Origin of the sequence: Oceanirhabdus seepicola (genome assembly GCF_023684385.1) — a bacterium.
Lineage (GTDB): Bacteria > Bacillota > Clostridia > Clostridiales > Clostridiaceae > Oceanirhabdus > Oceanirhabdus seepicola.
Genome location: NZ_JAGSOJ010000002.1, coordinates 1 through 23,377 on the forward strand (window position 1 = coordinate 1; position 23,377 = coordinate 23,377).

The window sequence follows — 23,377 nt, forward strand, 5'->3', positions numbered from 1 at the left end:
AATTTGGACCATTAGCTCAGCTGGTTAGAGCAACCGGCTCATAACCGGTAGGTCCGGGGTTCGAGTCCCTGATGGTCCACCATTACAGCCTTATTTCTTTAAGGCTGTAACTCTTTTAAATAAATACTTGGGGGTATAGCTCAGTTGGGAGAGCACCTGCCTTGCACGCAGGGGGTCAGGGGTTCGAATCCCCTTACCTCCACCAAAACAGTCTTTTATAAGGCTGTTTTTTTATTTCAATTCACTTACATATCATTTCAAACATATGGTAATCCACAAGTCAATAATGAAAAAAAGATTATTCCCATAATAAAAGTATTTAATCAATCTTAAATTAATGAGTTTCTGAGAAGTTTTTCATAAAGTTATTCAGTATTATGTTGAAAAGTTCAATCATATTGTTGATAAGTTTTAGCGATTGTGGAAAAAGTCACTTGGTACAGAAAAAAAACCTTATATTTTCTAAATTTATGAATAAACCTTATATTATAGATAATAATATTAATATTGTAATTAAATATAAGTTATAGCATTAAATTCTTTGAGTATTTAAAAAATTCTGAAAATTTAGAGGATTTTTTAATGTGATATAGAATAAGTTATTTAAGGCTAAGTATACAGGGGGTATTCGCGTATGAAAGTATATAAAACTAGTAACTTGAGAAACGTTGGAATAATAGGTCATGGTGGTAGTGGAAAGACTACATTGACAGAAGCTCTTTTATATTATACTAAGGCAATAGACAGAATGGGGTACGTAGAAGAGGGAAATACATTAAGTGACTTTGATCCTGAAGAAAAAAGAAGAGGTAACTCTATTTCAACTTCAGTGGCATTGTGTGAGTGGGATGATGTAAAAATAAATCTTGTAGATATCCCAGGATATTTTGATTTCGTAGGAGAGATGGTACAAGGATTGAAGGCTGTTGATTTGGCGATGATTACCGTTTGTGGTAAATCAGGAATTGAAGTAGGAACAGAGAAAGCATGGAAGTATTCTGTTAATCATGGGTTACCAAGAGCATTCTTTATAAACAAATTAGATAGAGAAAACAGTAATTTTGAAAAAGTGTTACTTCAATTAAAATCAAAATTTGGTATTTCGGTTGTACCAATACAATACCCTATTGGTAGTGAAGAAAATTTTAGAGGAATAGTTAATGTTATATCAAGAAACGCAAGAATATATAATCCTAAAACACATGAAATGGAAGTAACAGATGTTCCAGAAGACCTTATGGATAAAGTCGATGAGTGTAAGAGAATGATAATGGAAGCTGTTGCAGAGACTGATGAAGTATTATTAGATAAGTATTTTGATGAAGGTGAACTTAGTGATGAAGAAATTTATAATGGGTTGATAAATGGAGCATCAAAAGGAGAAATAGTACCAGTAATGTGTGGTTCAGCTTCAAAATGTATTGGAATTAATACTTTATTAGAAGATATAGTAGAGTGTTTTCCAACACCAAAAGATACAAATCTTTATAGAGCTAAGAATACTGAAACTGGTGAATATCTTGAGATGAAAATTGATCACGAACAACCTTTTTCTGCGGTTGTATTCAAAACAATAGCGGATCCATTTGTAGGTAAATTGTCAATGTTCAGAGTTATTACTGGAGAAGCTACAGCTGACACAGTAGTATATAATCCTAATAAAGATAAGGAAGAAAAATTGGGGACCTTATATTTCATAAAGGGAAAAGAGCAATATAATACTAAGAGAGTGTATTCTGGTGATATTGGAGCTGTTGCAAAATTACAATATACTAATACAGGTGACACTTTGTGTGAAAAAGGTTCTTTTGTTCAATATAGGGAGATGGACTTCCCCAAACCAGTATATGAAAAAGCGGCAGTTCCTAAAGGAAAGGGCGATGAAGATAAAATTGCAGGAGGTCTTCATAAGTTAATGGAAGAAGATCCGACTTTAATTGTAGATAGAAATTCTGAAAATTCACAAGCAATAATACATGGATTAGGTGTTACACATCTAGATGTTATTGCAAGCAAACTGAAGAATAAATTTGGAGTGGATATTGAATTAAAAACTCCTAGAATTGCATATAGAGAAACAATCAAAAAGAGTGTGGACGTTCAAGGAAAGTATAAAAAACAATCTGGTGGGCATGGCCAATATGGAGATGTTAAAATTTTGTTTGAACCTAGAATTGATGGGGAAGATGAATTGTTATTTAAAGAAAAGGTTGTTGGTGGGGTTGTTCCAAGAGGATATATACCTGCTGTTGAAAAAGGATTGAAGGACTGTATTAAGAAAGGGGTTCTTGCTGGATATCCTGTAATTAGATTAAAAGCAACTTTACACGATGGTTCTTATCATCCTGTTGATTCTTCAGAAATGGCATTTAAGATGGCGGCATCCATGGCATACAAGAAAGGAATTAAAGAAGCACAACCAATTATATTAGAGCCTATAATGCATGTTGAGATTAGTGCACCTGATGATTATACAGGAGATATTATCTCAGATTTAAACAGAAAAAGAGGAAGAATATTAGGTATGGAACCACTTGATGGAGTACAGAAAATTATTGGTGAGGTTCCTCGTTCAGAAATGTTTGAATATGCTACAGAGTTAAGATCTATGACTGGTGCTAGAGGTAATTTTGAAATGAATTTCGGGAGATATGAAGAAGTTCCTAGAGAAGAAGTTGATAAAATAATAGCTGCGGCTAGTAATGAAGATGGTAAATAATTAATTATTTATTTAATCGGTAGTATCATATATGATACTACCGATTTTTGGTATATACCTTTTTAGAATAGTTTGTTTATATTTTACATATGATATTTATAAGAAGATTATAGCACGTGAAAGGACGACTAAGATGCCTAATTATGAATTGTATATAAATGATAAGATATCTTTGGGGGATTACTCTGTAATACAGGATTATGTGTGCATTCTAGATTATCAGGATAGTATTACTGTGAATATTGAAAATAATCCAAAAAAAGAAGTGGATATAATATGTAATATACTAAAGAATGAACAGTTTAATATCATAAACGAAGGAGAAGAGAAAGATGGGAGATACTCAATCAAAGCAAAGAAAGAATAGAAAGAAAAAAAATCCAGATTATTTTGAGTTGAAATTATTATCTCAATCATATGGTTCAGATGGTATGGTAGTAAGAAATATAGGAGAAAATATGGATAATTATATTGATTCGCCACCAGATTTTCAAGCATGGATAACACCTACCGTAGATGTGGAATTTCAATTGAGAAGAAATAATGAGATTAATGAGGAAAAATTATTAGAATAGTAATAACATAGTAGATACCTAAAGTGATAATATTCATTTTAGGTATTTTTTATCATTTAGAAAATTACGCGGAGTGTACCTTTTTATCGTTATAAATATGGATTATCTACGATTTGGGATAAGATGCATTTGAACTGAGAGTATGCTAAAATTAATATTAGATGTTTAAAAGTGTTATATGCGTAGGAGGAGATCAGATGGGTAAAATATATTTAACCAGACATGGGGAAACTATATGGAATACTGAAGGGCGATTACAAGGATGGAATGACTCATCTTTGACGGAGAATGGAGTTAGACAAGCTGAATGGTTATATGAAAGATTAAAGGAAGAAAAGATAGACTATATATACTCAAGCACTTCAGGGAGAGCTTATGAAACTGCTAAGATACTTAATAAAGATTGGGGATTAGAGATAAAGACCAGTAATGATTTAAGAGAAATTGGACTTGGTGAATGGCAAGGATTGAATCAGCAAGAGTTAAGAGAAAAATATGGAGAAATGGTTGATATATATTGGACAACTCCTAGTAAGTATATAAATAATTCAGGTGAAACATTTCAAGATGTTATTAATAGAACTGAGAAATTCTTAAGTAATATTATAAAAGAACATATAGATGACAATATCCTAGTTGTAACTCATACAGTTGCATTAAAGGGAATGTTACTTAAACTTGAAGGAAAAGACTTAGATGATATTTGGGGTGAACCTTTTATAAAACAAACGAGTTTAACTATAATTGATCACGACGGAACGAATATGAATATAGAGGTTCATGCTGATGCTTCTCACCATAAAGAGGAATATATAAAGAATCCTCATTATTAACATATGAATAAACTACTTCGTAAGTTTATTCATAAAAGAAGAAAAAAGTACAAAGAACAAATAGTAAAGCCTTTCAGTAAAACTGAAAGGCTTTAAATAACCTAATTTATTTTTTTCTTTTTTAATTCTTCTTTGAATACACTGGTAAGGTGAAATGGAATTTCAAACCATTAGGGGTATTCACTACGCCATAAATACTTTTGTGTAAATCAAGGATTCTTTTAGTTATAGAGAGGCCAAGACCACTACCACCAGAGGCTTTATTTCTAGATTTATCAACTCTATAAAATTTATTCCATATATTATTTAAGTCATTTTCATTTAATTGAACACCTTGATTTTCTACAGATATAATAAAATTGTCATCATTAAGAATCTTTAAAGACACTATTATCTTGTCACCTACTTTGGTATATCTTTTGGCATTAGTAAGAAAATTATTAAGGACTTCTTCTATCCTCTTTGGATCGAATATTGAGTAAGGTGACGTATCTATATCAATATTTGTAATAAAGTTATGGTTTTGCATCATTAATGAATATTTTTTAGTTATAACCCTTAGAAATTGTGATAAATTCACTTTTTTTTCCCTAATACTATAAGGATCATTCTCTAGTTTAGCAAGATTAAGCATATCAATAACAAGGCAATTTAGGTTGTTTGTTTCTTCTATAATAACATCAGTATAGAAACTAATATCATCTTTATCAACAATACCATCCTTTAATGCTTCTGCATATCCTTGGACAAGGCTTATAGGAGTTTTCAGTTCATGAGAAATATCTCCGATAAATTCTCTCCTCATTTTCTCCAGCTTACGTTCCTTCTCAATATCATCTATGAGCTGCTCATTAGCTTTATGTAAGTCAGTTAATGTAGTATCAAGTTTCTTTGACATAAAGTTAAGAGAATTACCCAAACTACCAAGTTCATCATTGGTAGTAACATTACATTTAACATTGAATTCTAAATTAGACATTTTTTTTGCAGTTTTATTAAGGGCAATAAGTGGTTTGGTCAACATACGTGATAATATAATAGATACTATAACTAAAATTATCAATGCAGCTACAATGAAGTACAGGTAATATTGTGTAAGAATACTATTTGCTTCATCAACAGGTTGTAAAGTGGATACAACAAAGAGTATTGATGGGTTATAGGTTTCTAGTGGAGAAACTATAACTGAATAATAATTCTTTGATATTGGATCCATAAACTGATATGTTAAGGTTTCTTTTGAAAGAAGAACTTTATAATAATTATCCGAATTCAACCAATGTGCAATTGCTTTGTTAATAGTATCATATTCTTTAAGTATATTATTATCATCATAGGGGGTAACAGAAAACTTTATTGCTCCATTACTGTTTAAAATTGCAACCTTGGCATTATTCTTTTCTTCAAATTCATAAATATAGGACTTAAATGAGTTAACTGTCAAATTATAATTATCGATTGTATATTTTAAACCTAATGTGTTAGATTTGAGAGTCTTACTCTTTTTGTTTATATAAAAATCATTAAAAAATAGATATTGAGATATTATTAGAAGAAGAATTAATAAAAATATAGGTATTATTGTAAAGAGAAAAACCTTGATAGTAATACTACTTCTTATTTTTTTACCCATTATTTATTCATCTCCAATCTTAAGCATATATCCTTTTCCTCTTACTGTTTTTACTATGTATGACATAACATCAAGTTTTTCTCTTAAGCGTTTAATATGCGTATCTACTGTTCTTGAATCTCCAAAATAATCATAACCCCATACATTATTCAATAGGGAATCTCTTGATAAAACCATATTGGGGTTATTGCTCATATACTCTAAAAGATCATATTCTTTTGGTGATAATTGAAGAGATGTGTTTCCAATATGCGCAGATTTTTCTTGGATATTAACTTTCAAATCAGCAATAGTAATTATTTTATTATTAGATGGTTGTATAGTGATAGAGGATCGCTTAAGAAGAGCTTTAACTCTGGCTACAAGAACTTTAGGACTAAAAGGTTTAGTTACGTATTCATCTGCTCCAAGTTCAAAGCCAAGAAGTTTATCTTCTTCTTCTCCTTTTGCGGTTAACATTATTATAGGAACAGTAGATATTTCGCGTATTTCTTCACATACAGTATATCCATCAAGTTCCGGAATCATAATATCAAGTATTATAATATCGATATCAGGATTATTCTTAAATTCTTTTATGGCAGTTGGACCATCACCAGCTTCTATTATTATATAATTTTCCTTTTTGAAATAATCTTTAATTAATTTTCTCATTTTGAATTCATCTTCCACAATCAATATGGTAGTAGACATAATATACACCTCGCTTATTCTTTAGGCACATTCAAATAAATCAAAAGTCAGTATGTTAGGGTATTTTGTGGAATAATTTTCATCCTTGGAACTCACTTCTAGAACAACTATCAGCCCCAATATACCTAAGCTGCAAAATATCCGTCGAATCTTTGCCGTTTATTTATTTTCATATTCTTTATTCTATCATATAAATGTTTCAGTATTGCGAACAAAAGCAGAGGAAAATATATTTCGAAACTCAAAACTTATGTTTCTGGATAGATTTATATATGTTATAATTATATAAAAATGAAGATATAAACCTATTGGGAGGAATAAACATGGAACAAAGCTTTTTTATAAATAACAGAAACAAACTTTCAGAACTTATTGAGGATAACTCTTTATTAGTTATGTTTGCCGGAACAGCGCCATTTAAAACAGCAGATGAGCGATATGAATTTACTCCAAATAGAAATTTCTATTATTTAACTGGAATTGATGAAGAAAAAATCATCTTTACAATTGGAAAGGTTAATGGGCAAATAAGTGAGACTCTATTTATCGAGAGATTTGATCCAATAATGGCAAAATGGGTAGGGAAAACAATAACTGAAGAAGAAGCTAATGAAAAATCAGGAATTAAAACTATAAAACATATAGATGAATTTGAAGGATATCTAGATGGGGCAATGAATAGAATGCCTATAGAGCAGATTTACTTTGATTTAGAAAGACAGAGTATAAATATGTCTTTAAACAAACAGCAAATATTAGCAAAAGATATAAAAGAGAAATATCCACATATAATAATAAAGAATGTATACAAAGAAATTTCATCACTAAGGGTAATAAAAAATGAGGATGAAATAAAGAATATTGAAAAAGCTATTGAAATTACAAAAGATGGTATAGAGCTTATGATGAAGAATGCTCAACCAGGTATGAAAGAGTATGAACTTGAAGCTTATTTTGATTTTACATTAATTAGAAATGGAATAAGAGATAAAGCGTTTAAAACTATAGCTGCTGCAGGTAAAAATGCAACTATATTACATTATGATAAGAATAATAGTGATATAAAAGATGGAGATTTGATTTTATTTGATCTTGGAGCACAGTATGGATATCACAATGCTGATATAAGTAGGACATTCCCTGCAAATGGTAAGTTCACAGATAGACAAAAAGATGTATACAACGCGGTATTAAAGGCTCAGAAGGCGGTGGAAGAAGCTGTTAAGCCTGGAGTTCCATTTATGGAGTTAAATGAAATTTGTAAAAAAGTTCTAGCTGAGGAATGTATAAAGTTAGGATTAATAGAAGATGAAAAAGAAATTGGAAAGTATTTCTTCCATTCATTTGGACACTATTTGGGATTAGATACTCACGATGTGGGAAGTAGAAGTGTAACTCTTGAAGAGGGAATGGTAATAACAAATGAACCTGGACTTTATATTGAGGAAGAGTGTATTGGAATTAGAATAGAGGATGATCTATTAGTAACTAAAGATGGATGCGTGAATCTTTGTAAAGATGTAATAAAAGAAGCTGATGAAATAGAAGAATTCATGGCAAATAGATAGAACTACACAAGCTGATATTGGGTAATACCATATCGGCTTATATTTGTTCAAAAATTAGTATGATATGGAGGAGAAATATGGTTAAAAGGTTTATTAAATATTATAAGAATCATATGGGGCTATTTATTCTTGATTTATTTTGTGCATTTGGGATAGCTGCATTAGATCTAGTATTCCCTATGATTACTAGAAGAGTTATGTATGACATAGAGTCAGGTATAGATATAACATATATAAGAACACTTGGAATTTTCACTGCTATCTTAATAGGACTATATGTTGTGAAATATATTTTTAATTATATAGTAAATTATTGGGGGCATGTAGTTGGAGTTAGAATGCAATACGATATGAGGAAAGATGTATTTAAACATCTTCAGACGTTACCAGTTAAATATTTTGATGATAATAAGACTGGGCAGATAATGTCACGTATTGTTAATGATTTAATGCAAGTATCGGAACTTGCACATCATGGTCCAGAAGATTTATTCATATCATTGGTTATGTTTATAGGGTCATTTATACTATTGTGTACTATTAACGTGAAGTTAACTTTAATAGTTTTTGCTTTTCTTCCAGTACTATTGTATTTTGCTGCAAAGAAAAGAGTCAAAATGGCAAAGGCCTTCAAAGAGGTAAGAAAGAAAATTGCCAATGTAAATGCACAGTTAGAGAATAGTATTGCAGGAGTTAGAGTTTCAAAATCATTTACAAACGAAGAATATGAGGTTGAAAAATTCAGTGAAGGAAATGAAAAATTCAAGAATGCTAGGACATATGCATATAAATATATGGCTGAATTTGCATCAGGAGTTAGATTTATAACAGATGTTTTAAATGTTGTGGTTATTTTTGCAGGAGGAATATTCCTTATAAGGAGAGAGATTAATGTTGCAGATTTAGCAACATATCTAATATTTATAGGACTTTTCATGCAGCCAATTAGAAGGTTGACAGGATTCGTTGAACAATATCAATCAGGCATGGCAGGTTTTGAAAGATTTATTGAGTTGATGGATATTGAACCAGAGGTCAAAGATAGAGATGATTCTGTTGAGCTTGAAAATGTAGTAGGGGATATTGAATTTAAAAATGTTTCATTCCAATATGATGATAATAAATCAATTTTATCAGATTTATCATTAAACATAAAACATGGAGAAACACTTGCAATGGTTGGACCTTCTGGAGGAGGAAAGACTACAATATGTCAGTTATTACCTAGATTTTATGAGATAAATAAAGGAGATATAACTGTAGATAATGTAAATATACATGATGTGAAGTTGAAATCATTGAGGCAAAATATTGGGGTTGTACAACAAGATGTTTTCTTATTTACAGGAACAATTAAGGAAAATATTCTTTATGGTAGACCAGATGCAACTGATGAAGAAATTATTCAAGCTGCTAAGAAGGCAAATATTCATGAGTTTATAATGACTCTTAATGAGGGATATAATACTTATGTAGGTGAAAGAGGGGTTAAATTGTCAGGAGGGCAAAAACAAAGGATATCTATAGCTAGGGTATTCCTTAAAAATCCTCCAATATTGATACTAGATGAAGCAACTTCAGCATTAGATAATGAGAGCGAAGCTATCATACAAAAATCTCTTGAGGAATTATCAAAAGGTAGAACAGCAATAATTGTAGCACATAGATTATCAACAATTAAAAATGCCGATAATATAATTGTAATAACAAGTGAAGGAATTGAAGAAAAAGGAAATCATGAAGAATTGATGAGTAAAGAGGGTATATATACACGTCTTTACAATGCTCAATTTAAAGGGTTTATACCAGATGAAATATAAATTAATTGTAATTTATGGTAAAATAAGTTATTATTAATAAATAGGAATCTCATTGACGAAAATCATAATATTTTTACATAAGATTGGAAATGATTAATTATAAGAGGAGATATCATAACCGAGCTTAATGTAAGAGGTGTAGGAGCTTGGGTAAAACCAAGCTCCTTTTATATTATATAGTGAAGGAGAGACGCAATGCTTTGTGATAAATGTAACATTAATGAAGCTAGTATTCATATTTCTAAGATCATAAATGGTAAAAAGATGGAGATGAATTTATGTGATAAATGTGCTAAAGAAAAAAATACTCTAGAAGTTATTGGAGACATAGAATATAGTTCTTTTGACATAGATGACTTGTTCTCAGGACTACTTAATTACATGGGCACAAATACCTTCATGTATGATAAACAAAAAAAGATTGTTCCTTGTAAAAATTGTGGCACAACATTTTTACAATTTAAAAATACTGGATTAATGGGCTGTGATGTGTGCTATGAAATCTTCCAAAAGGAGATTATTCCTTTAATGAAGCGGATACAGGGGAATAACGAGCATTTGGGTAAAATACCAAAATCACAAGGGAAATCTTTAATGGTTAAAAAGAAAATTACAAAATTGAAGGAAGATCTCCAATTGGCAATAGCAAATGAAAATTATGAAAGAGCGGCAGAATTGAGAGATGAAATAATAGCTATGAAAGAGGAATAGGGGAGAGGAGTTAATGGAAAACTGGATAAGTTCTAATTCTATTAATAATGGCATTGTTATTAGTAGTCGTATAAGATTGGCACGAAATTTTTCTAATGTTAAGTTTCCTCACCGATTAGGTATTGAGGATGCAAAAGATATAATTAAAAATGTGGAAAAGGTTTTTTATAAAGATGAATTTAATACTGAAAAATATAAAACAAAGCAACTTTGGGATAGAACAGATGAAGAAAATATTATTGATTTTGAGAAACATATTATAAGCAAAAAATTACTCAATAATAGCTCTAAAGCTGCCTATATTGTAAATAAGGATGAAACTGTCAGTATAATGATAAATGAAGAAGATCATATTAGAATTCAATGCATCAATGCAGGATTTAATTTAGAGAAAGCTTATGATATGGCGAACAAAATTGACGATTTATTGGAAAGTGGATTAGATTATGCTTTCCATGAGAAGATTGGATACATAACTGCATGTCCAACAAATTGTGGAACTGGAATTAGAGCTTCTGTAATGTTGCATTTGCCAGTCCTAACTATTAAGAATGAAATATCTAAAGTTATGAATTCTGTTTCAAAACTGGGTATGACTATAAGAGGTTTATTTGGAGAAGGATCAAATGCAATGGGACATCTTTATCAGCTTTCTAATCAAGTTACCATAGGAATTGAAGAAAAAGAAATAATTAACAATTTATCAAATGTGGTAAAACAGATAATATACCTTGAGAAGAGTAAGCGGAATGAGATGAATTCTACTATGAAATATGAATTTGAGGATAAAACTTTTAGAGCGTTAGGAGCTTTAAAGTATAGCAGAATGATAACTTATAAAGAAGCAATTAATCATCTTTCATATGTTAGATTAGGCGTGGAAATGGGAATAATAGAAGATATAAATTATAAAAAGATTAATAGTTTACTTGTGGGAATAAGTGATTATTCAATTCTAAAAAAAGAAAAGGAAATATCAAATTCTAAAGAATACCAGGTTAAAAGATCAGAGATGATAAGAAACAAACTAAACAAATAGGAGGGAATTATGTTTAATAGATTTACTGAAAGGGCTCAAAAAGTTATTCTTTATGCTCAAGATAATGCTAGAGATTTGAAACATGGATATGTTGGTACAGAACATATATTACTAGGGCTTTTAACTATTGAAGAAGAAGAATCAAATCTTTTTCTTAGTGAAGAAGGGATAAAAAAGGATGATGTAAAAAAATTGATAATACAACTGGAAGGGGAAGGAAAAGAAGAGGTTAAGGAACAAATTCCACTTACCCCAAGAACAAAGAGGTTACTTGATTCAAGTGTAACGGCAGCAAATGAATTAAAGAATGAATATATTGCCCCAGAACATATGTTACTGGCATTAGTTAAAGAAGGTCAAGGGGTAGCTTTCACAATTTTGATAAAATTAGGTGCAGATATAAATAGGTTATTTACTAAACTTGTTGAAAGTTTAAAGGCACAGCCTAATGTGCAGACAAATGAAGGTAGTAGAAAGAGAAATAGAAGAGAGGATAAAACACCTGTATTAGATAAACATGGAAGAGATTTAACGGCTATGGCTTTAGAAGGGAAATTAGATCCTGTTATTGGCAGAGATGATGAAACACAAAGATTATTAGAAATACTATGCAGAAGAATGAAGAATAACCCTTGTCTTATTGGAGAGCCTGGAGTTGGGAAAACTGCTATAGCAGAGGGATTGGCGCAACGCATTGCAGCAGGTAACATTCCAGAATTGTTAAGAGATAAAAGAGTAATAACATTAGATTTGTCATCTGTTTTAGCGGGGGCAAAGTATAGAGGAGAATTTGAAGAGAGACTTAAAAGTATTATGGAGGAAATTGTAAGTTCGAATAATGTAATAGTATTTATTGATGAAATACATACTATTGTAGGTGCAGGGGGAGCAGAGGGAGCAATAGATGCTTCAAATATTCTTAAGCCAGCACTTTCAAGAGGTGAAATTCAATGTATTGGGGCAACGACTTTGGATGAATACAGAAAATATATTGAAAAGGATTCTGCTTTAGAAAGAAGATTTCAACCAATAAATGTAGGGGAACCTACAAAGAAAGAGGCATATCAAATATTGCTGGGATTAAGAGATAAATATGAAGCTCATCATGGGGTTAAAATATTGGATAATGCTCTTAAGGCTGCTGTTAATTTATCGGATAGATATATAACAGATAGGTTTTTACCAGATAAAGCTATTGATCTTATTGATGAGGCCGGATCAAAGATAAGACTTAAGAATTTTACTGCTCCTCCAGATCTTAAAGATTTAGAAGAAGAACTAGAAAAAGTAACAAAGGATAAAGTTGATGCTATTTCTGTTCAGAACTTTGAAAAGGCTGCTGAATTTAGAGATAAAGAGAAGGAGATTAAACAAAAGCTTGATAATATGCAAAATAATTGGGTTACCAAGAGTGAGTCAAAAGATCTAGAGTTGAGTGAAGAAGATGTAGCACAAGTGGTTTCGAAATGGACTAATGTGCCAGTTAGTAAATTGACACAATCTGAATCTGATAAGCTTTTAAATTTAGAAGAAATATTACATGAGAGAGTAATTGGCCAAAAAGAAGCTGTTGATGCTATAGCAAAAGCTATCAGAAGGGCTAGAGTAGGCTTGAAAGATCCAAAGAGACCAATAGGGTCATTTATATTCTTAGGACCAACTGGAGTAGGAAAGACTGAGTTAAGCAAGGCTCTAGCAGAAGCTATGTTTGGTGATGAAAGTAATATGATTAGAATTGATATGTCAGAGTATATGGAGAAACATTCAGTGTCAAGAATGATAGGATCTCCTCCAGGATATGTTGGATTTGAAGAAGGAGGACAGTTGACTGAAAAGGTGAGAAGAAAACCTTATTCAGTTATACTATTTGATGAAATAGAAAAGGCACACCCAGAAGTATTTAATATATTATTGCAAATATTGGAAGATGGAATAGTAACTGATGGTAAGGGAAAATTAATTAATTTTAAAAACACTATTATTATAATGACTTCTAATGTAGGGGCAGCGACTATAAAGAAGCAAAAAACAATGGGATTTGCTATCACGTCAAATGGAATAAATACTGAGTATGAAAAAATGAAAGAGAATATGATAGGTGAGTTGAAGGGGAGTTTTAGACCAGAGTTTTTAAATAGAATTGACGATATAATTGTATTTCATTCACTTGAAGAGAAGGATCTTATAAGTATTGTTAAAATAATGTTAAAAAGTGTTAAACAACGGTTGAGTGAAATAGAAATCACAGTTAAATTTGATGAAAAAGCTCAAGAGTATTTAGCTAAAGAAGGTTTAGATTTAGAATATGGTGCAAGACCTTTAAGGAGAGCTATAACTAAAGCCATTGAAGATAGAATGTCTGAAGAAATATTGAAGAATAATATAAAAAAAGGAGATAATGTATTAGTAACTGTTAAAGAGGATAAATTACATTTTGAATCTTTGTAGTATTATCGTAAATTGAATAAAAAGTATCATAATTAGTAATATTAGAGGTTTTATTGAGGCCAAAGGGATTGTATAATAAATATAGAGATTATACAATTCCTTATATTTTTAACATGTTATCGAGTGCTACACAATGTAATTAAATAGTCATATATTATGCCATGCAGCACTAGAAAGTCAGAAATGGAGAGTTATTATGGCCAAAATTAAAAGTAGATTTGTTTGTCAAGAGTGTGGATATGAAACTGCAAAATGGATGGGTAAATGTCCTGATTGCGGTAATTGGAATAGTTTTATTGAAGAAGTTAAAACTAAAGATATAAAGCATGCAAGATCAGTAACTACAACAGGTAGCAGTAAACCAGAAAAAATAACAAATATTAAATCAGGTGAAAAAGAACGCCTAGACACCAATATCAATGAATTAAACAGAGTGCTTGGTGGAGGATTAGTTAAAGGATCTCTAACTCTGATTTCAGGTGATCCTGGCATAGGAAAATCTACATTACTACTTCAAACGGCTAGCAATATAGCCGATAAGTATGGTAAGGTTCTTTATGTTTCGGGAGAAGAATCAGAACAACAGATAAAAATGAGAGGAGATAGATTAAAAGCTAATAAAGATAATCTTTATGTTGTATCAGAAACTAATATAGATACAATAGAAGTACATATTACAAATGTTGAACCAAGTTTTGTGATAATAGATTCAGTTCAAACCTTGTATAAGAGTAATATATCCTCAGCTCCAGGAAGTGTTTCACAAGTGAGAGAATGTTCTAATGACTTGATGAGGTTGGCTAAAGGAAAGCAAATACCATTCTTTATTGTGGCCCATGTGACTAAACAAGGTGAGTTAGCGGGACCAAGAGTGCTGGAACATATGGTAGATACTGTACTGCATTTTGAGGGAGAGAGAACACAAGAATTTCGTATTTTAAGAACCATAAAGAATAGATTTGGAACAACAAGTGAAATTGGAGTCTTTGAAATGCGTGGTGAAGGACTTATAGAAGTTGAAAATCCTTCAAAAGTATTTTTACAAGATTCAGAGTATGCTCATGAAGGTTCTGTGGTAGTTGGAATAGTTGAGGGAACAAGACCCGTTCTTGTAGAAATGCAATCACTTGTAAGTCAAAGTAATGTTCCTATGCCAAGAAGAACAGCTGTTGGAGTTGATAAATCTAGACTTAATCTTGTTTTAGCAGTTTTAGAAAAAAAATTCCGAATACCATTTTATGATAGAGATGTATATGTAAATGTAGTTGGTGGTTTAAACTTAGATGGCACATATGGAGATTTAGGTTTGGCAATTTCTATGATTTCAAGCCATAAAAATAAGCCGGTCAAGCTTGAAAAAGCTATAATGGTAGGAGAAATAGGGTTGACTGGAGAGGTAAGACCAGTTACACATTGCGAAAAAATTGTAAATGAAGCTAAAAAATTAGGGTTTGAAAATATAATTATTCCGAAGAAAAATTTGGAAAAAATCAAAATTAATGATATAAATATAATAGGCGTTTCAAATTTGAGGGAATGTTTGACTAAAGTATTTTAAAGTAAGGTGAGGATATTGAGAATAAAAAAAGATGAAGAGCTCATAAAAATACTAAAAATAATTGCTCCAGGTACAGAATTAAGAGAGGGATTAGAGAATATTTTGAGAGCTAAAACTGGTGGATTGATATTGATTGGTGATGAAGAAGAAGAATTAAAGATCATAGATGGTGGGTTTAAAATTGATGCGGAGTATTCACCTGCATATGTATATGAACTTGCAAAAATGGATGGAGCACTAGTTCTTAGTTCGGATTTCGAAAGAATAAGGTGGGCTAATGCACAGTTGATGCCTGAACAAACTATTAGCACATATGAAACAGGAACAAGACATAGAACGGCAAATAGAGTAGCTAAACAAACGAATAGTATTGTTGTTGCCATATCACAGAGAAGAAATATCATAAGTATTTATAAAGGTGATATGAAATATGTACTTAAAGATAGTAGTAAAATTTTGGCTAAAGCTAATCAAGCTATTCAAACATTAGAAAAATATGTTTCTGTACAGCAAAATATTATAAACAATCTTAATGTCTTGGAATTTCAAGATTTAGTAACATTATTTGATATTATGACAGCAATACAGCGAGCGGAAATGGTAATGAGAATTGTAGAAGAAGTTGAAAGATATATTTATGAATTAGGCAATGAAGGTCGTCTTATTTCAATGCAACTTCATGAACTTATTGAAGATATTGAAGAAGAGGAAGTATTTTTAATTAGAGATTATTGCCAAGGAGAATTGGAGCACCAAAAGGTTTACGAAAAGTTGCAAAATATTGATTATGATGAGTTGATTGATCTTGATAGAGTATCAAAAATATTAGGATATGGAGGGGTGCCTTTAGTTGATACAATTATATCACCTAGGGGATACAGAATGTTAGCAAAAATTCCTAGAATTCCTTCAAGTGTGGTTGATAATCTTGTGGATAGATTTTATGAACTCAAGAGCATTGTTGAGGCAACACATGAAGAATTAGAGAGTGTTGAGGGGATTGGAGAAGCAAGAGCAAAAACTATAAATAATAGATTAAGAAGACTTAGGGAACAATTTATTTTGGATAGACAGATGTAGTTTAATACTGAGAAAGTAAAATCCAAATAACTTTAGATTATTGTGAATTTAATTATACTAAAGTTATTTGGGTTTTATAATATACTTTCTAAGATATAAGGCGCATTGAAAAAATAAACTAGTTAAGCTCGTATTTTTGATTTTTTTCATATGCATAATACAAATTACTAGTAACTTACTTAAGACTATATTTTCCTAAAGTTTTTAAATTATCATTTTCTTTTATTAAAATATCGTACATGTTTAAATCTAAAAGGTTGCATAATGAGGCTATGTAAAAGAGGTTATTTCCTAATTCTGTATTTAAAACGTCTCTACAATTACCGCATAATTCACCTTTCAAATGTGTTTTTAGGCATTTGTTCAGTATTTTAAGATCCTCATCATCACAATCATTATTAGTAACTGTGAGTTCAAGTTTATTTTCGCATGAAGCATCGATGCATATGCAACCGCAATCTGTTACTGCTTTAGCAAGAGCTCGGTTCACTCGTGCTTGTGATTCAAGAAGCTTTGAAGAAATATCAATTATGCTTCTGTGTCTCAATAAACATTGATTAATTGAATTTTGAAATTCGTCAAAAATAATATCTTTCATAGACACAACTCCCTTATAGACTGTAATAATTAAGTCCTTAAGTAAATTATAGTAACTAAATAAATAATTTGTCAACAAAGATTGTACCAAATAATGCTTATGTAAATATAATAAAGCATGAAAGAAAATATTAATAGGGGGTTATCTGTGTTAAAAATTGGTGATAAAATTTTTTTGGCAAATTATGGTGCAGGAGTTGTTAAAGAAGTAGGACTCATTAATAACATCTCTCAGAAGGAAGAATATATTAAAATTTTTCTTATATTTGATAAGATGAGCATTTTTTTACCTAAGAATAAATTGAGCACCTGTAAATACAGAAAAATATCTTCAAAAGAAGATATGAAAAAAAATATTGAGATAATATTTTCGGAACCAGAAAATATTGAAAAAAATTGGAATGCTAGATATAGGAAAAATAGAGAAAAGTTACATGGATTAAATATAAACGCAATATGTTATGCCCTTAGGGATTTATATTTTTTAAAAATGAATCTAATGTTACCACAAGGAGAGGAAAAAATCCTTGAAAGAGCAGAAGGGTTAGTAGTAAGTGAACTTTCTATGGTAATGAACTTAAAATATAGTGAAGTCTTAGAAAAGCTAAGAAACGAAAATATACTTAAAGAAATGAATAATCTATAAAATAATTAATCGATTTATTGAAAAAAAAATACTTATGATATATAGTAATTTATAAGTAATATAAGAAATTATAAGGAGGTGAACGAATGCTAAAAAAGATACTTAGATCAATCATTGTTGTTTCAGGATTAATACTAGGGTATATGATTGGAATGAATCTCATTAAATACGAGAGCTTTTCATTTATAAATAACTTTAAAGATAATCTTATTTACGAGTTTGCTTTTATGACTTTTTTTAGCTTAATCATTGGAATCATTTTTTTCATAGTTTCGCCTATAATCACATCAGCAATAATACGATTTATTGAATATATTGAGAAGTCTTTTCAAAAAATACCTATATCTGATGTTCTTTTTGGAACGACTGGAGCCATAATTGGATTATTAATAACCACATTATTTTTTAGTGTGATTAAGATTGAACATATACTTTGGACCTCGTTTATGGTTATTGCAAACATTGTTATGGCTGTTCTAGGAGCAGATATTCTTAGAAGAAAACGTGATGAGATTATGAGTTTTTTAGAATCAATAAAGAAAAATAGTGCATCCTTTTCTAAGGAGAAGAAACTTAAAGTTCATGGAGCTCCAAAGGTGTTGGATACATCAGTAATAATTGATGGTAGGATCCTAGATATTTGTCAGACGGGTTTTATTGAGGGAAGCTTAATTATTCCACACTTTGTTTTAGAGGAATTGAGACATATTGCAGATTCGGCAGATGATTTGAAAAGAAACAGAGGTAGAAGAGGTTTGGATATACTAAACAAAATCCAAAAGGAGCTTGACGTCCCTGTAGAATTGACTGACAAAGATTTTCCTGACATAGCTGAAGTTGACAGCAAATTGTTGAAATTAGCGCAAGTGTTAAAGGGTGTTGTTTTAACTAATGATTTTAATTTGAACAAAGTTGCGAAACTTCAAGGAGTTAAAGTGCTGAACATAAATGAGTTAGCTAATGCTGTTAAACCGGTAGTATTACCAGGGGAAGAGATGCAAATTCAGATTATTAAAGACGGTAAGGAGCCAGGGCAAGGTATTGCGTATTTGGATGATGGAACTATGATTGTTGTTGATGGTGGGAAGAAACAAGTAGGTCATATATTAAAAGTAGTTGTAACATCGGTACTTCAAACTGCTGCAGGTAGAATGATATTTGCTAGGAAGAAAGAAACTATTGAAGGTAAAGGTGAATAGTATGAGTGTCGGAGTAATTGTCCTTGCTGCTGGTAAAGGAAGTAGAATGAAAGCTGGTATAAATAAGCAGTTTTTAGAGATTGATGAGAAACCGATATTATATTATTCGTTAGATGTATTTGAAAAAAATAATAAAATTGATTTTATAGTGGTAGTTTGTTCTCCAGATGAAGAAGAGACTATTAAAAGCTGTATAATTGATAAATATGGTTTTAAAAAAGTAAAAAAACTTGTAGTAGGGGGCAATGAAAGAAAAGATTCGGTACTCAATGGTCTTAAGGTTATGGATGATGTAGATATGGTTTTAATACATGATGGTGCAAGACCATTTATTAATAATAGAATCATTGATGAAGGAATTGAGTATACGTTAAAATTCAATTGTTGTGCTTGTGGTGTTATGCCAGTAGATACTATAAAGGTAGTGGATGGAGAAAGATTTTCAAAGCATACACCTAGGCGTAGTGATTTGATTGCAGTTCAAACACCACAATGTTTTAAGTATGACTTGATAAGAGAATGTCATGAAAAAGTAAATAGAGAAGGAATTGAGGTAACAGACGATACATCTGTTGTTGAATACTTTGGGCATAAAGTTTATCTGTATGAAGGAAGCTATAATAATATTAAGATAACTACCCCTAAAGACATGATTATGGCTAAACAAATTTATGAAAATCTATTTACAAAATAAATAAATATTGTATAATAAACTTACTGAAAATTTAATAATGATATAGGTAATGATGAAGAATAGTAAAGATAACATACAGAGAGAAAATTTATGCTGAGAGATTTTCAACTATCTTGAACCCGCTTTTGAACTATAGGTAAACCCTATCGGATTATCCGTTATTTAAATTAAGAACCAATTTAGGTGGTACCGCGAATCAACTCGCCCTAATATACTAGGGTGAGTTTTATTTATTTATAAAAAGGAATATGGGAGGTATTATTTTATGAGAATGTCAAGAATGATTATACCAACTTTGAGAGAGGTTCCTGCTGAAGCAGAAATACCTAGCCATAAGTTGATGTTAAGAGCCGGTATGATAAGAAAACTTTCATCTGGAATATATAATTATATGCCATTTGGGTTAAGAACTATCAAAAAAATAGAGGATATTGTTAGAGAAGAGATATCAAATTTTGGTGGACAGGAAATTCTCTGTTCAGCTCTTTTACCATCTGAATTATGGAAAGAATCTGAAAGATGGGATAAAATGGGGAGTGAAATGTTTAGATTGAATGATAGGAACGAGAGGGAGTTTTGTTTAGGGCCTACTCACGAAGAGGTGTTTACTGACCTTGTAAGATCTGAAATTAAATCATATAAACAACTACCAATGAATTTATTCCAAATTCAAACTAAGTACAGAGACGAAAGAAGGCCAAGATTTGGACTTATGAGATGTAAAGAATTTATAATGAAAGATGCATACTCATTTGATGTTGATGAAGATGGATTGAATGAATCATACAATGATATGTACCAAGCATATCAGAACATATTTGAAAGATGCTCATTAGACTGTAGTCCTGTTGAGGCGGATTCAGGTGCTATGGGTGGTTCTGGTTCAGCTGAGTTTATGGTTAAATCAGAAGTAGGAGAAGATGAAGTTGTATTCTGTAAAAGTTGTGGTTATGCTGCAAATGTTGAGAAAGCTCCAACAGTCGCTGAGATTTTAGATAAAGAAGAAATGAAAGATTTAGAAGAAATAGAGACTCCAGAGGTAAAGACCATCGGTGATCTTGAAAAGTTCTTTAATACTTCTGCAAAAAAATTTGGTAAGACACTTATTTACTATGCTGATGGTAAAAGTGTGGCAGTGGTAATAAGAGGTGATAGAGAAGCTAATGAGGTGAAAATTAAAAATGCCATAGGTGGAGCAGTTGATTTTGAATTAGCACCTTTACACATAATAAAAGAAGTTACAGGAGCAGAAGTAGGATTTGCGGGTCCAATAGGAATAAAGACAGATGTGGTATTAGTAGACTTGGAGATTGTGGAGTTAAGTAATTTTATTACTGGTGCTAATAAAACAGGATATCACATTGCTAATGCGAATTATGGAAGAGATTTTGAAGGTGTAGTGGGTGATTTCAGAAAAATTGAAAATGGAGAACAATGCCCAAAATGTGGTGAAGAAATTGAAATCGCAAGAGGGGTAGAAGTAGGTCATATTTTCAAACTTGGAACTAAATATTCTGAGTCAATGGGAGCTAACTATATCGATAAAGATGGTAAAGAGAAGCCAATTTTAATGGGATGTTATGGAATTGGAATCGGAAGAACTATGGCTGCAATAATTGAACAGCATCATGATGAAGATGGAATAAAATGGCCTCTTGCATTAGCTCCATATGAAGCTGTAGTTGTACCAGTAAACGTTAAAAAAGAAGAGCATATGAATGCAGCAGAAGAAATTTATAATAAGTTGAAAGAAATGGGAGTAGAAGTCCTTCTTGATGATAGAAATGAGCGTGCAGGAGTTAAATTCAAAGATTCAGAATTAATTGGAATTCCAATGAGAATAACTGTTGGAAAGAATATTACAGATGGTATGATAGAATTTAAATTAAGAAATCAGCCAGAAAAAGAATTGGTTTCTGTAGAAGATGTGTATGATAAGATTAGAGATGAATATAAAAAAGCTAATATGTTTATTAAATAAATAATAATTACTATATGAAAAGGAGGTAAAATCATGAAAATTTATAACAGCATAACAAAGAAAAAAGAAAGATTTATAACTATTGAACCTAACAAAGTAAAGATGTATGTATGTGGACCAACTGTATATAATTTTTTCCACATAGGTAATGCTAGGACTTTTATAGTATTTGACACAATAAGAAAATACTTAGAATATAGAGGTTATGAGGTTAAATTTGTACAGAACTTTACTGATATTGATGATAAAATGATAAGAAAAGCCAATGAAGAAGGTACAACTGTTAAAGAGCTTGGAGATAGATATATCAATGAATATTATAAGGATGCAGATGCTTTGAAGGTTGATAGGGCATCAGTTAATCCAAGAGCAACCGAGTACATGGGCAAAATCGTGGAATTTGTTAAAGACTTAGTTGATAAGGAATTTGCTTATGAGGTTGATGGTGATGTGTATTTTAGTACAAAGAGTTTCCAGGATTATGGGAAATTATCTGGTCAGAATCTAGAAGATTTGCAAGCAGGAGCTAGAATTAAAGTTGATGAAAGAAAAAAAGATCCTATGGATTTTGCTATTTGGAAAGCTGCTAAACCAGATGAGCCAGCATGGGAATCACCATGGGGACTAGGAAGACCAGGGTGGCATATAGAATGTTCATGTATGGCACAAGATATCTTAGGAGATACTATTGATATACATGGCGGTGGAATGGATTTAGCGTTCCCACACCATGAAAATGAAATTGCACAAAGTGAATCGAAAACTGGATCAAAGTTCGTTAATTATTGGATGCATTCAGCGTATTTAAATGTTGATAATAAGAAAATGTCTAAGTCGCTTAATAATTTTATAACTGCAAGAGAAGCTTTGGAAAAATATGATGCTGAGGTTATAAGATATTTTATGCTTCAAGCACATTATAGAAATCAACTTAATTTTAGTGTTGACTTGCTAGAGAGTGCGCAGGCTTCCATGGATAGATTGTATAATGCAGTTAATCATTTAGAGAACCTATTTGATAAAGTTGAAAGAGAATTATTGAATGAAGAAGATGAAAAATTTATTAAAATTCTTGAGGAACATAAAGGTAAATACATTGAAAAGATGGATGACGATTTCAATACAGCAGACGCTATTTCTGTGCTTTTTGATTTAGTAAAGGATATAAATATAAATATAAATGTTAATTCATCTAAAGCTCTTATACAAAGTACACTGAATTTATTGAGAGAATTAGGGAAATGTTTGGGCATACTTCAAAATACTACAAAGGGTTCTTTGGAAGATGAGATAGAAGAGCTTATACAAGAGAGACAAAAGGCTAGAAAAGATAAGAATTGGGCATTAGCAGATAAGATAAGAGATGATTTAAAAGAAAGAGGAATTGTACTAGAAGATACTCCAGAAGGTATCAGATGGAAGAAAATTTAAAAAATATTTACAAAAGGAACGCTGATTTTCAGTTGGCGTTCTTTTTTGTTGCAAAAAAAGAATTAAGGTATTAAAATTAAATGAATATTGAGTAATGGTGTTTTTTAATGAATGAATATGTTTTATACTATATATAGATAATTATATATTTT

The 23,377-nt window shown here is 31.0% G+C and carries 19 protein-coding genes and 2 tRNA genes; 18 read left to right on the top strand and 3 right to left on the bottom strand.

All coding sequences use genetic code 11. The annotated features are described in order from the left end of the window. Nucleotides 1–5: 5 nt before the first annotated feature. The 6 genes from KDK92_RS07605 (at nt 6) to KDK92_RS07630 (ending at nt 4,127) form a co-directional block, all read left to right on the top strand. Nucleotides 6–82: transfer RNA gene (locus KDK92_RS07605), tRNA-Ile, on the top strand. A gap of 47 nt (nt 83–129) precedes the next feature. Beyond that, nucleotides 130–205: transfer RNA gene (locus KDK92_RS07610), tRNA-Ala, on the top strand. A 429-nt stretch (nt 206–634) separates the two neighbouring features. Beyond that, nucleotides 635–2,719 (top strand): elongation factor G, encoded by a 2,085-nt coding sequence (fusA, locus tag KDK92_RS07615; RefSeq protein ID WP_250858636.1) that lies wholly within the window; start codon nt 635–637, stop codon nt 2,717–2,719. 31 nt (nt 2,720–2,750) lie between these two features. Continuing rightward, the gene (locus tag KDK92_RS07620; protein ID WP_250858637.1) at nt 2,751–3,086 is read left to right on the top strand and encodes a hypothetical protein; all 336 of its coding nucleotides are present in this window, start codon (nt 2,751–2,753) and stop codon (nt 3,084–3,086) included. After that, nucleotides 3,052–3,294 carry a hypothetical protein gene (locus KDK92_RS07625; RefSeq protein ID WP_250858638.1) on the top strand — a complete coding sequence of 81 codons (243 nt, stop codon included), beginning with the start codon at nt 3,052–3,054 and terminating at the stop codon, nt 3,292–3,294. Before KDK92_RS07620 ends, KDK92_RS07625 begins: the two co-directional genes overlap by 35 nt. 197 nt (nt 3,295–3,491) lie before the next feature. Then, nucleotides 3,492–4,127 (top strand): histidine phosphatase family protein, encoded by a 636-nt coding sequence (locus tag KDK92_RS07630; RefSeq protein ID WP_250858639.1) that lies wholly within the window; start codon nt 3,492–3,494, stop codon nt 4,125–4,127. A 121-nt stretch (nt 4,128–4,248) separates the two neighbouring features. Here the strand turns inward: KDK92_RS07630 and KDK92_RS07635 are convergent, their stop codons facing one another. Together KDK92_RS07635 and KDK92_RS07640 are read right to left on the bottom strand one after the other, a co-directional pair. Further along, a complete protein-coding gene (locus KDK92_RS07635; protein WP_250858640.1) occupies nt 4,249–5,760 on the bottom strand; it encodes a HAMP domain-containing sensor histidine kinase in 1,512 nt (503 codons plus the stop codon). A 3-nt stretch (nt 5,761–5,763) separates the two neighbouring features. Beyond that, a complete protein-coding gene (locus tag KDK92_RS07640; RefSeq protein WP_250858641.1) occupies nt 5,764–6,453 on the bottom strand; it encodes a response regulator transcription factor in 690 nt (229 codons plus the stop codon). Nucleotides 6,454–6,776: 323 nt separating this feature from the next. Here KDK92_RS07640 and KDK92_RS07645 point away from each other — a divergent pair, with 323 nt between their 5' ends. The 7 genes from KDK92_RS07645 (at nt 6,777) to disA (ending at nt 16,677) form a co-directional block, all read left to right on the top strand. Then, nucleotides 6,777–8,021, top strand: a complete 1,245-nt coding sequence (locus KDK92_RS07645; protein ID WP_250858642.1) for an aminopeptidase P family protein — start codon at nt 6,777–6,779, stop codon at nt 8,019–8,021. Nucleotides 8,022–8,098: 77 nt separating this feature from the next. Next, nucleotides 8,099–9,841: an ABC transporter ATP-binding protein gene (locus KDK92_RS07650; protein ID WP_250858643.1), complete on the top strand. Its 1,743-nt coding sequence runs from the start codon at nt 8,099–8,101 to the stop codon at nt 9,839–9,841. A gap of 195 nt (nt 9,842–10,036) precedes the next feature. Then, nucleotides 10,037–10,552, top strand: a complete 516-nt coding sequence (locus tag KDK92_RS07655; RefSeq protein ID WP_250858644.1) for a UvrB/UvrC motif-containing protein — start codon at nt 10,037–10,039, stop codon at nt 10,550–10,552. 13 nt (nt 10,553–10,565) lie between these two features. Continuing rightward, on the top strand, nt 10,566–11,591 hold the full coding sequence (locus KDK92_RS07660; RefSeq protein ID WP_250858645.1) for a protein arginine kinase: 1,026 nt from the start codon (nt 10,566–10,568) through the stop codon (nt 11,589–11,591). Between the two features lie 9 nt (nt 11,592–11,600). Further along, nucleotides 11,601–14,039 carry an ATP-dependent Clp protease ATP-binding subunit gene (locus KDK92_RS07665; protein WP_276575926.1) on the top strand — a complete coding sequence of 813 codons (2,439 nt, stop codon included), beginning with the start codon at nt 11,601–11,603 and terminating at the stop codon, nt 14,037–14,039. A gap of 196 nt (nt 14,040–14,235) precedes the next feature. Then, nucleotides 14,236–15,597, top strand: coding sequence for a DNA repair protein RadA (gene radA, locus KDK92_RS07670; RefSeq protein ID WP_250858646.1), 1,362 nt, complete (start codon nt 14,236–14,238; stop codon nt 15,595–15,597). Between the two features lie 15 nt (nt 15,598–15,612). Next, on the top strand, nt 15,613–16,677 hold the full coding sequence (gene disA / locus KDK92_RS07675; protein ID WP_250858647.1) for a DNA integrity scanning diadenylate cyclase DisA: 1,065 nt from the start codon (nt 15,613–15,615) through the stop codon (nt 16,675–16,677). A gap of 175 nt (nt 16,678–16,852) precedes the next feature. Here disA and KDK92_RS07680 read toward each other — a convergent pair whose 3' ends face one another. Further along, nucleotides 16,853–17,275 carry a DUF1573 domain-containing protein gene (locus tag KDK92_RS07680; RefSeq protein ID WP_250858648.1) on the bottom strand — a complete coding sequence of 141 codons (423 nt, stop codon included), beginning with the start codon at nt 17,273–17,275 and terminating at the stop codon, nt 16,853–16,855. Between the two features lie 147 nt (nt 17,276–17,422). Here KDK92_RS07680 and KDK92_RS07685 point away from each other — a divergent pair, with 147 nt between their 5' ends. From KDK92_RS07685 to cysS, 5 genes are all read left to right on the top strand, one after another. Continuing rightward, nucleotides 17,423–17,920, top strand: coding sequence for a CarD family transcriptional regulator (locus KDK92_RS07685; protein WP_250858649.1), 498 nt, complete (start codon nt 17,423–17,425; stop codon nt 17,918–17,920). A gap of 86 nt (nt 17,921–18,006) precedes the next feature. Continuing rightward, complete coding sequence (locus KDK92_RS07690) at nt 18,007–19,119, top strand: PIN/TRAM domain-containing protein (protein WP_250858650.1); 1,113 nt, start codon at nt 18,007–18,009, stop codon at nt 19,117–19,119. A 1-nt stretch (nt 19,120) separates the two neighbouring features. Then, a complete protein-coding gene (gene ispD / locus KDK92_RS07695; RefSeq protein WP_250858651.1) occupies nt 19,121–19,813 on the top strand; it encodes a 2-C-methyl-D-erythritol 4-phosphate cytidylyltransferase in 693 nt (230 codons plus the stop codon). A 265-nt stretch (nt 19,814–20,078) separates the two neighbouring features. After that, entirely contained in the window at nt 20,079–21,794 is a 1,716-nt protein-coding gene (locus KDK92_RS07700; protein ID WP_250858652.1) for a proline--tRNA ligase, read from the top strand. Nucleotides 21,795–21,827: 33 nt separating this feature from the next. Further along, complete coding sequence (gene cysS / locus KDK92_RS07705; protein ID WP_250858653.1) at nt 21,828–23,225, top strand: cysteine--tRNA ligase; 1,398 nt, start codon at nt 21,828–21,830, stop codon at nt 23,223–23,225. The last annotated feature ends 152 nt before the right edge of the window (nt 23,226–23,377 follow it).

Bases quoted from the DNA above. Each gene is read 5' to 3' on its own strand.
- KDK92_RS07625 (WP_250858638.1), top strand. From the start codon at position 3,052: ATGGGAGATACTCAATCAAAGCAAAGAAAGAATAGAAAGAAAAAAAAT.
- KDK92_RS07645 (WP_250858642.1), top strand. From the start codon at position 6,777: ATGGAACAAAGCTTTTTTATAAATAACAGAAACAAACTTTCAGAACTT.
- cysS (WP_250858653.1), top strand. From the start codon at position 21,828: ATGAAAATTTATAACAGCATAACAAAGAAAAAAGAAAGATTTATAACT.
- KDK92_RS07620 (WP_250858637.1), top strand. From the start codon at position 2,751: ATGATACTACCGATTTTTGGTATATACCTTTTTAGAATAGTTTGTTTA.
- radA (WP_250858646.1), top strand. From the start codon at position 14,236: ATGGCCAAAATTAAAAGTAGATTTGTTTGTCAAGAGTGTGGATATGAA.
- KDK92_RS07650 (WP_250858643.1), top strand. From the start codon at position 8,099: ATGGTTAAAAGGTTTATTAAATATTATAAGAATCATATGGGGCTATTT.
- KDK92_RS07630 (WP_250858639.1), top strand. From the start codon at position 3,492: ATGGGTAAAATATATTTAACCAGACATGGGGAAACTATATGGAATACT.
- KDK92_RS07660 (WP_250858645.1), top strand. From the start codon at position 10,566: ATGGAAAACTGGATAAGTTCTAATTCTATTAATAATGGCATTGTTATT.
- KDK92_RS07700 (WP_250858652.1), top strand. From the start codon at position 20,079: ATGAGAATGTCAAGAATGATTATACCAACTTTGAGAGAGGTTCCTGCT.
- ispD (WP_250858651.1), top strand. From the start codon at position 19,121: ATGAGTGTCGGAGTAATTGTCCTTGCTGCTGGTAAAGGAAGTAGAATG.
- KDK92_RS07690 (WP_250858650.1), top strand. From the start codon at position 18,007: ATGCTAAAAAAGATACTTAGATCAATCATTGTTGTTTCAGGATTAATA.
- KDK92_RS07665 (WP_276575926.1), top strand. From the start codon at position 11,601: ATGTTTAATAGATTTACTGAAAGGGCTCAAAAAGTTATTCTTTATGCT.
- fusA (WP_250858636.1), top strand. From the start codon at position 635: ATGAAAGTATATAAAACTAGTAACTTGAGAAACGTTGGAATAATAGGT.
- KDK92_RS07635 (WP_250858640.1), bottom strand. From the start codon at position 5,760: ATGGGTAAAAAAATAAGAAGTAGTATTACTATCAAGGTTTTTCTCTTT.
- KDK92_RS07680 (WP_250858648.1), bottom strand. From the start codon at position 17,275: ATGAAAGATATTATTTTTGACGAATTTCAAAATTCAATTAATCAATGT.
- KDK92_RS07655 (WP_250858644.1), top strand. From the start codon at position 10,037: ATGCTTTGTGATAAATGTAACATTAATGAAGCTAGTATTCATATTTCT.
- KDK92_RS07640 (WP_250858641.1), bottom strand. From the start codon at position 6,453: ATGTCTACTACCATATTGATTGTGGAAGATGAATTCAAAATGAGAAAA.